The organism is Microcystis wesenbergii FACHB-1317, assembly GCF_014696875.1.
Lineage (GTDB): Bacteria > Cyanobacteriota > Cyanobacteriia > Cyanobacteriales > Microcystaceae > Microcystis > Microcystis wesenbergii_A.
The window spans coordinates 1-9,760 of sequence record NZ_JACJQV010000146.1; the positions used below are offsets into that span (position 1 = coordinate 1).

A 9,760-nucleotide genomic window follows, 5' to 3' on the forward strand; every position below is an offset into this window, starting at 1 on the left:
ACACTTTTGTGGAAGCTTTAGAAGCTTTTCGGACAGCGATGTCTTTCCGTTTCTTTGAGTGGCTGACCGAGAATCGGGATGTGTTTGCCGCTTACAAAGCCAGTTTAGGCTTTATTTGGGCTTGAAATTTGTTTAAGTCCCATTAGGACATATCGCGGGATTGAGAAATAACCCGCGCATTAAAGCCACTTCTGGCACTGAAATCAGTGAATATAGTCAATTACTGGCTAAGGATATTGTTATGTATGCAACTAGAATCTCAATTAAAGAAGCGGAACTAAGCCAAATTCTAGAATTAGAGCAGTTTAAGGATTATTGCCAAGTATTTAATCAATTTCTTTTTGGTACTGTTACTCAAAGTTTACTGCTTTTACATTGCTATCCTATCGAAAGATTTCTAGTCAACGGGAAACCTTATTTTCGGGGTGATCATGATATTAGTCTGAGAAAGTTTCAGGCTTATCTAGGGTTAGGATATTCTTATCAGATTTCCGGGGATACCTCAGCTAAACAGGACAAGATTAAGAAGTCTTGGAAGGGTTCCGACTTAATGCGCTCTCACTTGTACGCTCATGCACTGGTGACTATTTGCCCAAATAAACCGGCTAAAACTGAGATTATGGCTAAACTTAAGCATTCTTGGCTCAATCCCCGCATTCATAGCTATTACGACTACGAAAATGGTCAAAGAATCGAGAAAAAGAAAGAATTACCCAGTTTTAAGGCACTGGGTAAAGATGGACTGTGTCGCTTGCTGTTTTACGAGACTCGTCTCCTCTATCAACTTTTAACGGCTAATTTAGTAAAGTGATAGCTTTGATGACTGGTGAACCCGCATCAGCTACGGTAATGGGATTATTAGAGTCAGAATAGACAAACTGACTCTAGGGACATTTTTGGGGGAGTTTTAATACAAACTTCCCCCAATCATAGCCGCTAATAAAATAAAACCGACCCAAACATTTTGAGCGAACATTTGACCATAAACTGGTTTAGGTAAATCCGATTGACGTAACAGCCGGTATTGACGCAACCAAGCGATCGCCGCTAGAACCAACCCTAGCCAAAAAGAGGCTGATAACTGCATTTTTTGCCCCTCCCAAGCCAATAAACCCACTGTTAGGGCAAAAAAGACCCCCACGGCTTCCGGAGCGTATTTGCCGAAAAATATGGCACTAGAGTTAATACCAACCTTGAGATCATCCTCTCGATCGGACAGAGCATAAATTGTATCAAATGCCAATGTCCAAAAAATCACCGCTCCCCATAATATAAATGTATTACTATTTAACGACCCAGTGACGGCACTCCAACAGATTAAAACCGCAAAACCCCAAGCGAGAGAAAGAACCAATTGGGGTACAGGAAAAAAACGCTTGGCGAGAGGATAGCAGATAATCAAGGGAACGGCGGCTAAACATAGGCAAAAACTCAGTAAATTCAGATATAAAGCTAAAATTGCGGCGCAAAAGAAAGCAATCAGAGCGATAATCAAACCAACCTTTAGCGATAAAGCTCTGGCCGCTAAAGGACGGTTACGAGTGCGATCGACTTGTGGATCGATATCCCGATCCCAAAGATCGTTAACCACACAGCCGGCGGCGCTAGTGGCCAAAGTTCCCAAAATGATCACCCCGATCAAGGGTAACGGTGGCACCCCGTCTGCCGCCAAAAATACCGCCCATAAAGCGGGAACCATCAAAATTAACCTACCGGCGGGTTTATCCCAGCGCAAGAGGCGAATAATCGTCATCCAAGTGGGTTCTAGATCGGGTTGGGATATAGTCATAATTTCTCGTAAAAAGTAGAAACTAGGAGTTAACGGGGTGTGGGGTGTGACCCCCCCAACCCCCCCGACATCGGGGGGGCAGGGTGGGGTGTGGGGTGTGGGGTGTGGGGTGTGACCCCCCCAACCCCCCCGACATCGGGGGGGCAGGGTGGGGTGTGGGGTGTGGGGTGTGGGGTGTGGGGAGAAAATTAATGAATTTTTGCCAGTAGCTGCCTTTTGCCTTTTGACTTTTGCCTTTTGACTTTCCTAACCAAGAAGTTAATTTTGCACGACTACTTACTTAACGTGATTACCAGCCCCAACTATTGGGAACGCCTTTAAACGGACCAACTACATCGGAGGTTATCCATCCCCCGTAAAAGTTGCCCGGTTGCGGTTGTACTAATTCCCCGTCGGCATAACAAGCGGTCATTTTGGCGGGATAAAAAGCCAGATAATTCTTAATTGCTTGAAACTCTGGTGTCGGATCCGGATAATACCAAGCGACGTTAATTGCCTGTTGATCTCCAACGGTGATATTGTAATATCCCGCTAGACCTTTCCACTCACAAAAAGACTTTTCTGCTGTGGCTTGCAGGTATTCCATTTTAATATCTTGGGGCGGTAGATAATAAACTGGGGGATGACTGGTTTCTAGAACTCGATAACTGCTTTTAGTATCGGCAATTATCACACCATTAAAGATAATTTGTAGGTGTTTAGGCGATAATTCTAGGTGCGGGGGACGAGGATAATCCCAGACGGATTCCTGTCCTGCTTTTGCTGGTATCGGTTGGGGACGAAACATAATTTTTCTTATATTATTCTCCGAGTCAGTAAACAGTATTCAGTATTCAGTATTCAGTTTACTGCTCACTGTTCACTGTTTACTGTTTACTGATCACTGAAAAGAGTTTTCTCAGGGTTTCCACTCGTTCTCGATTGACATTTAAATCCGATTCTCCTAACCGGGAGGCCGAGCGAACATCGATCGCATTTTTGTTAGGATTAAGAGAAAATTCCAGATCATCGACAAATCCCATCCATTGACTGCTAAATTCGGCGTAGAGATAGTTACTATCTTGGTTAATAATTTTAGTTCTCGGTTGGGAAGCGATAATTTTAGCTAATTGCTCGATCGCTTTTTCCCCGCTACCCTGATAACTAAGGGGTTCGATCGAATGAGCCTGATCCTGACTCTGACTACTAACACAATTAGGAGTGACCGGACAAGGGGCCAGTTTACCTTCCCTGACTCCCAAATAATCGGGACGAGTACCGGCGAATAAACTGACGCTATCGGGAGCAATTAACCTAATTCCTAGCCAGATGAGCAGTATTCCCAGGAAAATAAACGGGGTTAGCCGGAAGGATTTTTTCACCGTGTCGGAAGTTTCAGTCATGCTAGTCTCACAGAATCACTTCAATTAACTTAACATTGATAGGTGTGACAATATCAGGAGATAGAATAAGATGTTTCTCGATGAATTACAACCCGTTGTTAAAGAACTGATTCAACAACCGATCGCTTTTTTCGGTGGTTTTGCCTCTGGATTACTGCGCTTGAAACTTTCGGACGATCCCCTCAAAAAATGGCTAGAACAGCAGGGATTAGTCAGTTTTAACGATAATAATCAGGATAACGGCAACGGTCCCCAGTCGATCTCGATCGATTAGGGATCAGGGGTTAGCTGTTGGGGGTGAGGGTATTCTCCCATCCCCAAAACCCCCCGCTTACCACTGCATCAGCTTAACTTTCGGCTGAAAGTAGATAAATTTCCTCGGCTACTCGTTTTAAGCGTCTTAATTGCGCTTCCATATCCTTTTTAGTCCATTTGGCGGCGAATTGCTGGAATCCCCACCCCACAACTGGATTAGGAATCGCAAACTCAAAACGATTGATTAAACAAGTGCCGCCATCATTGGGTTGACATTCCCAGCGATCGCATCCGCGAAAAAAGCCTTCAAATTGCCAGACAATTAATCCCGGTTCTCTCTCAATCACCGTACTTTTTAGCGTCGGCTGAATTAGGGGAATTTGAATCAAAAAACGACTTCTCCCACCGATATCGGTCTTCCAATCGCCGATAGGTTCACAAACTAACACCGGATTCAACCAACGACGCATTAACTCTAAATCCGTGATACAACGCTCCACCGTCGTGGCACTAGCTTTAATCTGAATTGATTGTTCAAATACTTGACAAGATGACATTGATCTGCTTATAAATTGCTGGCTGGAATTAAATATAAGATGAACGTAGGTTGGGTTGAAGCATGAAACCCAACGCCTGCTCATGTTACGCTACCGCTAACCCATCCTACAAATAATTGTGCCTCCCTACTTAAATTGCCGGCTGAGAATTATCGGTAGTCGGACAAAAATAAAGTTAACTGTTTAGACAAGGGAACAGTAAGGGTTTTGTACTTCGTTACATTTCTTAACATAGTCTTGTTTATAGCCTTTCTCATCAAGATGAAGTGTAACCTAATTTGCTATGGACGACCGGCGATCGACCCCCCAAAACGAAAACTTCCTACCTCACCATTAAGATAACTGCTCTCAAGCTCACTTTTTAACTAGCTTGAGCAACTCTCGAAAACGTTGGCGTAAACTCTCGATATTAACTGATAATAACATTGGTATCGAGAACAAAGCGTCTAGTCATCTTCATTTAAGAGAGATTCTAAAATTTCAGGGGTTAATCCTCTCTCTTGTGCTTTTTGTCCAATAGTATCCATCGTTTTATATAATTTGTCCAGAGATTCTTTTCTAGATAAATTTGAAGATTGAACATAAAAAGCGATTTTTTTCTCTATTTTTTGACGCTCTTCTTCCGTTGCATTCCAATAAGTTTGACCAACATCTAAAGGAACTTTGATTTTAATTTCTGTTTGATAGTTTGTCATAATTATATTTTCTTAGTTTAGTTAGTAGCCAAGAAATTCAGTCGAAATTAATAGCCTCCCTTTAGCCAGCGTTACAGTTTAGAAGTTTCAGTTACTCTAGCACATTGTTAAACTGATTGTCAAGTTTAGTTACTCTCAATTTAAGATATGTAATTTACTTTGGTTGCGAAAAACCAGCACCGACAGTATAATACCATTTTTCATAAGTAATGGCAGAGATGGTTAATCGCCCTAACCCCCCACCCCCCCAACCCCCCCGACGTCGGGGGGGCAAGGGGGGGTAAGATACCTGCCAAGAATAAAGAAAAATGGTATAAGCGACGGGAAAAGATTTTTTTGTAAAGATTGGTTATAGCTTGAGTCAGGTTTGGGTAATTGGCGCTAAGATTATCAGAAGATTTTCTTTCGGCACTGGTAGAAAACAATTAGGAGGATTTATGATCCCGGTTAATGAGGCTCAACAAAAGTTGCAGGATTTGATTGATTCAGTGACTGTTTCCCACGAACCCATTATTATTGAGGGATGCGATGGTAATGCAGTTTTGCTATCTGAAGGGGATTGGAAATCGGTACAAGAAACGTTATATCTCCTCTCAATTCCAGGGATGCGAGAATCCATTCGGGAGGGACTGGCAACGCCGGTTGAAGAATGTGCTGAGGAGCTAGAATGGTAAGGTGGAAATTGGTTTACACCAAACAGGCGCAGAAAGACGCTAAGAAGCTTAATTCTAGTCATTTAAAAAATAAAGCACAGATGTTACTTGATATTCTTCAGGTCAATCCATTCCAAAATCCCCCGCCTTACGAAAAGTTAGTGGGAGATTTGAATGGTGCGTACTCTCGGCGAATAAGCATTCAGCATCGTCTTGTGTACGAAGTTATTCAATCTGAGGGTATAGTTAAAATCCTGCGGATGTGGACACATTATGAATAGCGTTAAGACATCGTTAAATCTAGGATTTGCTGAAAAACTTTTTCGGCAAACCCTAACTATAGGCTCAAGCTCACTTTTTCATCAACTTGACAAATTCTCGAAAACGTTGGCGTAAACTCTCAATATTAGCCGATTTCCCGCCATAACGCCAATCAACGTAGGCGCGAGCAATCTCCTCGATAATATTCGCCACTGGCTGCGGTTGGACGCTGCGGGCGGCGGTGGCGTATTCTAAAGGGGTTTGAGCGGGATGTTTGCCATAACCGGCTTCTGTTAAGATTCCTAACATTTGCTGGTATAAACGCTCGATTGGTGGTAGTTTTGCCAACTTGCGACCCCGACGCCAACGATGGAACTGTCCCCATCCTAACCAACCAGCGTAAGCGAAGACGACCCCGACTAAACCGCCGAGAATTCCCCCGAAAAGACTGCCGGAAATAAAGCGCCATAACCATCCCAATAACTGACCGATAGTAACGATAACATTTTCCCAAATCAGACCGAGAAAACCCGTTACTGGGGAGGGCAACCATCCGGCTACCCATTGCCAAAATTGCTTGAGGACGCTAAAAGGTTCCGCTTCCTCAAAGGATGGGGGAATTAATTCGTGGCCCGGGATAGGATCGAAAGTGTACCAACCGTAACCAGGGAAAAACACCTCTGTGATGGCGTAAGCGTCCGTATTTTGGACAACATAAAAGCCAGTGAAAGGATTAAACTGGCCAGGGGCAAAACCGGTGGCTAATCGGGCAGGAATACCGATCGAGCGTATCATAATCGTTAACACGGTGGAAAAATGATCGGCGTAACCCCCCTGAAAACGAAACAAAAAGGCCGAGACTAAATCCTCATTTTCGGCTAAAAAGGGCAAATCAGCCTTTAATTCGTAGTTTTGCTTCAATGCTTGGGCTAAATATAGGGCCTTCTCGTAGGGAGAGGTTAAAGGTGTGGGAGATTTGGCCAGCAATTCCTCGGTTTTTCGGCGGACTTTCGGGGCAATTTCGGCAGGAATTTGTAAATAATACTTGATAATAGCCTTAGGGTAAGTTTCTGGGGCCGATCGCAGTTGGCTGCGATTGCGTTCCGGCACTTGTGAGATTACAGTATAAGTTAGCCCTTCCGCTAATCCCCCCGGCGACCTTAAGCTATTTTCTCGGTCTAAAGATACCTGTCGAGTGGGAAAAAAGAGAAACTGGGGCGAAGTAAGAGCAGGGATAATATTCGGTAAACTGGAGACAATGCTGTAACTTTGGACTACCTGATGGGTTTTGGCCTGGGTTGCGGGCAGCGGCACAAAAAAGCGATAGGACCAACGATTGCGATTTAAATCCTCTACTTCTTGATCTCGGGAGATTTGCCACCCTTGACCAGTATAGCGATCAAAGGCCATGGCGCGCCAGAATCCGGGGGCTTGAGAACGTACCCGCATGACTGTCTGGGGAGTCATAATTCCCCGCAAATTTTGGTTCATTTGGCTGTTAAAACCGTAATAAAAGGTAGGATCTAGCTGTCCTGACCCTGTAGTGGGACTATTACCGCCATTTACGCCACCATTCCCCGTTTCACCCTCGCGCACATAGCCGGGGTTAACGATTTGTCGGTCTCCCTGTTCAAAATCCTGATTTTCCATACCTGCTGGACTATTGACGGGAAAAGATTGAATTTGATAACCCGGAAAACGCGGCATCAAAGCAAAAATTGTCAATCCCAAGAGGAGAATTGTCAGAAAGAAAATCCCGAAACGTTTGGGAGAAAGGGGAGAATTTTGCAGGGAAACTAATTTTTTTGTAGCTAGACGCGGGGGTTTCTTTGCCAAGAAAGGGAGACTCTGATTGAGATTATCTAAACCTAAACGAGAACGATAGTCTAAAACTAGGGTAGGTAGGGCTAAAAGCAGAAAGATGATTAACCAAGGCGCAAAAGCGAGGGTTTGGGAGATTGTCCCGGCGACTCCCAAGAGAATTAAACCGATTACCATAGAATAACCTAAATCTTTGCGTCGGGGCAGGTCAAAACTATGGAGAATTTGCAATTGAATTAATAATTGTGTTAGAGCAATGCGACTATCCTGCATCGCAACGATATCACCCAAGAATAGCGCCAACACTACCAACATTCCGATCGCTATACAAAATTTTGCCCCAATATTGCGCTTTTTCCTGCGTCGCCAACTCCAGATTCCGCCGATAATACTGAGAGGAACGGCCCAAATACTGGTATAACTATCGGTAGCCACATCGGTGGCGATAATACCGACGATTACTAAAGCTTGCACCAGAATTCTTAAAATAATCGATTCCTCGGTTTCTGGCAACGGAGAAGATTCTATCTTTTGCCAGAGGGTTTTTAAGGAAGGTCTTGGACGAGCGGCACTGCTAACCATAGGCTAAATTGGGAGAAGGACAAAGAAGTTAATTTTATATTTCCCAGTTCTAATCTCGATCGCTCCATGGGGTAAAGTGGATTTTAGATGTCAGGAGTCAGGATACAGGAGACGGGAGAAGGGAGCAGGGAGAGGTGAGCAGGGGAGATAAGGAGAAAAAAGCCGATTACTGATTACTGATAACTGATTACTGATAACTGATAACTGATGACTGATAACTGATAACTGATAACTGATAACTGATAACTGATTACTGATTACTGACCCATGATAGCCGTTGCCAAGCCTGAAATTTTACCGTTACTTCATCCCCTGATTGGACAATTAGCCACGGCAATTCTGTCCCACTGGGAAAATTATCTTGATTTGTCGCCCTTTGAGTTGCCGGAAGGTTTAGGCTATGTGGAGGGACGTTTAGAAGGGGAAAAATTAATTATCGAGAATCGCTGCTATCAAACCCCCCAGTTCCGCAAAATGCACCTAGAACTGGCTAAACTGGGCAATGGTTTGGATATTCTCCACTGTGTCATGTTCCCCCGTCCAGAATATCCGCTGCCGATGTTTGGATGTGATATAGTCTCCGGCAAAGCGGGAATCAGTGCCGCTATTGTGGATCTTTCTCCCACCAGTGGCGATAAAACCCTCTCTAGTGCCTATAATCAAGCTTTAGCGGCTTTACCTGCGGCTGATTTCGCTCAAGCTCGTGATTTGCCCTCTTGGGGTCATATTTTCTCCCAATATTGTCTGTTTATTCGTCCCGAAACCGCCGCCGAGGAACGACAATTTTTACAAAGAGTAACAGATTTCTTGACAATTAACTGCAAATGTGCTAGGGAAAGTCAGCCTCTTTCTGGGGAAGAAGCGCGCATTTATTTACAGGGACAACGGGATTATTGTAGTCAACAGCAGAAAAACGATAAAACTCGGCGTGTACTAGAAAAAGCCTTCGGTTGGGAATGGGCAGAGCGTTATATGACGGGTGTTCTCTTTGATTTGCCCGATTAAACTGAACTAGGGTAGGCTGAATATTACTGGAAGCCTTACTAGAAAACGATTTTGGGACTTTTTTTTCAAGAAAAGTGCCAGAAACAAACGTTGAGAAATCGATCCGAGGGACTCAAAACCCTGGCACTTTCCGGAGGCGATTACAAAGGGTTCCGCTTCTAGGCACGCAAGGTCATTCTGTTATTCTGACTTCCCCTTCTGACTTGAAAGAGGGTTTAGGGTGTGGGGTGCATCGGGACTGACTCCTAACCCCACCAACAAACTTTTTCAGCAAACCCTACATATCAGGACAGGCACTCATGCAAGAGGCAAGAGGCAAAAGGGTGAATAAATAATCAGTTTTTAATAACCAGATTTAGTATAAGAGACCACAGGCTTTTATTTCTCTGATGGATTGATGTAAATATTTAGTCTCTGGATGCCCTGACCTTTGCTTATCTTCGAGATAGTTAACTTTTCGGTTATGAGTTCCTCGAATTAATAAATGAGAGTTAGGACTTCTTGATTGGGCAAATAAATCAAATATGTCGGCCTCACAATCTCCGATTGTTACGACTTGAATTTCTTCGGGTATTTGTTGTTGTGTTTCTGACCAAGAATCTAACCATCTTTGACTTTCTTTTTCTTGAGTTTCTCTTTTTTTTCGCTGCTTGGCAATCCCTAAATTCTTTTCTTCTCTTGCCCAGACATATTGATTAATTAGTCCTAAAGGTATTCCTTCCGCTGACACTCCTAAGGTGGTATGAACTTTGAGACCAAA

At 43.8% G+C, this 9,760-nt stretch carries 11 protein-coding genes and 1 pseudogene; 5 read left to right on the forward strand and 7 right to left on the reverse strand.

The window, feature by feature from the left end:
- The first annotated feature begins 160 nt into the window (after window positions 1–160).
- Window positions 161–811, forward strand: a complete 651-nt coding sequence (locus H6F92_RS26020; RefSeq protein ID WP_242030119.1) for a hypothetical protein — start codon at window positions 161–163, stop codon at window positions 809–811.
- A gap of 96 nt (window positions 812–907) precedes the next feature.
- Here H6F92_RS26020 and H6F92_RS12590 read toward each other — a convergent pair whose 3' ends face one another.
- The 3 genes from H6F92_RS12590 to H6F92_RS12600 all read right to left on the reverse strand — a co-directional run bounded on the left by H6F92_RS12590 (window position 908) and on the right by H6F92_RS12600 (window position 3,171).
- Complete coding sequence (locus tag H6F92_RS12590) at window positions 908–1,789, reverse strand: 4-hydroxybenzoate solanesyltransferase (RefSeq protein WP_190358086.1); 882 nt, start codon at window positions 1,787–1,789, stop codon at window positions 908–910.
- A 289-nt stretch (window positions 1,790–2,078) separates the two neighbouring features.
- Window positions 2,079–2,576, reverse strand: a complete 498-nt coding sequence (locus H6F92_RS12595; RefSeq protein ID WP_190358087.1) for a DUF427 domain-containing protein — start codon at window positions 2,574–2,576, stop codon at window positions 2,079–2,081.
- 79 nt (window positions 2,577–2,655) lie between these two features.
- Window positions 2,656–3,171: a DUF1499 domain-containing protein gene (locus tag H6F92_RS12600; protein WP_190358088.1), complete on the reverse strand. Its 516-nt coding sequence runs from the start codon at window positions 3,169–3,171 to the stop codon at window positions 2,656–2,658.
- Between the two features lie 70 nt (window positions 3,172–3,241).
- Here H6F92_RS12600 and H6F92_RS12605 point away from each other — a divergent pair, with 70 nt between their 5' ends.
- Window positions 3,242–3,445 (forward strand): ssl0294 family protein, encoded by a 204-nt coding sequence (locus H6F92_RS12605; protein ID WP_002762986.1) that lies wholly within the window; start codon window positions 3,242–3,244, stop codon window positions 3,443–3,445.
- 73 nt (window positions 3,446–3,518) lie between these two features.
- Here the strand turns inward: H6F92_RS12605 and H6F92_RS12610 are convergent, their stop codons facing one another.
- Complete coding sequence (locus H6F92_RS12610) at window positions 3,519–3,983, reverse strand: SRPBCC family protein (protein WP_002768535.1); 465 nt, start codon at window positions 3,981–3,983, stop codon at window positions 3,519–3,521.
- A gap of 446 nt (window positions 3,984–4,429) precedes the next feature.
- On the reverse strand, window positions 4,430–4,678 hold the full coding sequence (locus tag H6F92_RS12615; protein ID WP_190358089.1) for a hypothetical protein: 249 nt from the start codon (window positions 4,676–4,678) through the stop codon (window positions 4,430–4,432).
- A gap of 356 nt (window positions 4,679–5,034) precedes the next feature.
- Here H6F92_RS12615 and H6F92_RS12620 point away from each other — a divergent pair, with 356 nt between their 5' ends.
- Together H6F92_RS12620 and H6F92_RS12625 are read left to right on the forward strand one after the other, a co-directional pair.
- On the forward strand, window positions 5,035–5,352 hold the full coding sequence (locus H6F92_RS12620; protein WP_242030120.1) for a type II toxin-antitoxin system Phd/YefM family antitoxin: 318 nt from the start codon (window positions 5,035–5,037) through the stop codon (window positions 5,350–5,352).
- Entirely contained in the window at window positions 5,346–5,612 is a 267-nt protein-coding gene (locus H6F92_RS12625; RefSeq protein WP_190358090.1) for a Txe/YoeB family addiction module toxin, read from the forward strand. Before H6F92_RS12620 ends, H6F92_RS12625 begins: the two co-directional genes overlap by 7 nt.
- A 70-nt stretch (window positions 5,613–5,682) precedes the next feature.
- Here the strand turns inward: H6F92_RS12625 and H6F92_RS12630 are convergent, their stop codons facing one another.
- Entirely contained in the window at window positions 5,683–7,995 is a 2,313-nt protein-coding gene (locus H6F92_RS12630) for a transglutaminase TgpA family protein (protein WP_190358091.1), read from the reverse strand.
- Between the two features lie 267 nt (window positions 7,996–8,262).
- Here H6F92_RS12630 and H6F92_RS12635 point away from each other — a divergent pair, with 267 nt between their 5' ends.
- Complete coding sequence (locus H6F92_RS12635; protein ID WP_190358092.1) at window positions 8,263–9,000, forward strand: phycocyanobilin:ferredoxin oxidoreductase; 738 nt, start codon at window positions 8,263–8,265, stop codon at window positions 8,998–9,000.
- A gap of 361 nt (window positions 9,001–9,361) precedes the next feature.
- Here the strand turns inward: H6F92_RS12635 and H6F92_RS12640 are convergent.
- Window positions 9,362–9,760: pseudogene (locus H6F92_RS12640) on the reverse strand (IS4 family transposase); the annotation flags it as partial.

Excerpts from the sequence above, each read along its gene's own strand:
- H6F92_RS12590 (WP_190358086.1), bottom strand. The coding sequence starts at position 1,789 with ATGACTATATCCCAACCCGATCTAGAACCCACTTGGATGACGATTATT.
- H6F92_RS12595 (WP_190358087.1), bottom strand. The coding sequence starts at position 2,576 with ATGTTTCGTCCCCAACCGATACCAGCAAAAGCAGGACAGGAATCCGTC.
- H6F92_RS12600 (WP_190358088.1), bottom strand. The coding sequence starts at position 3,171 with ATGACTGAAACTTCCGACACGGTGAAAAAATCCTTCCGGCTAACCCCG.
- H6F92_RS12605 (WP_002762986.1), top strand. The coding sequence starts at position 3,242 with ATGTTTCTCGATGAATTACAACCCGTTGTTAAAGAACTGATTCAACAA.
- H6F92_RS12610 (WP_002768535.1), bottom strand. The coding sequence starts at position 3,983 with ATGTCATCTTGTCAAGTATTTGAACAATCAATTCAGATTAAAGCTAGT.
- H6F92_RS12615 (WP_190358089.1), bottom strand. The coding sequence starts at position 4,678 with ATGACAAACTATCAAACAGAAATTAAAATCAAAGTTCCTTTAGATGTT.
- H6F92_RS12625 (WP_190358090.1), top strand. The coding sequence starts at position 5,346 with ATGGTAAGGTGGAAATTGGTTTACACCAAACAGGCGCAGAAAGACGCT.
- H6F92_RS12630 (WP_190358091.1), bottom strand. The coding sequence starts at position 7,995 with ATGGTTAGCAGTGCCGCTCGTCCAAGACCTTCCTTAAAAACCCTCTGG.
- H6F92_RS12635 (WP_190358092.1), top strand. The coding sequence starts at position 8,263 with ATGATAGCCGTTGCCAAGCCTGAAATTTTACCGTTACTTCATCCCCTG.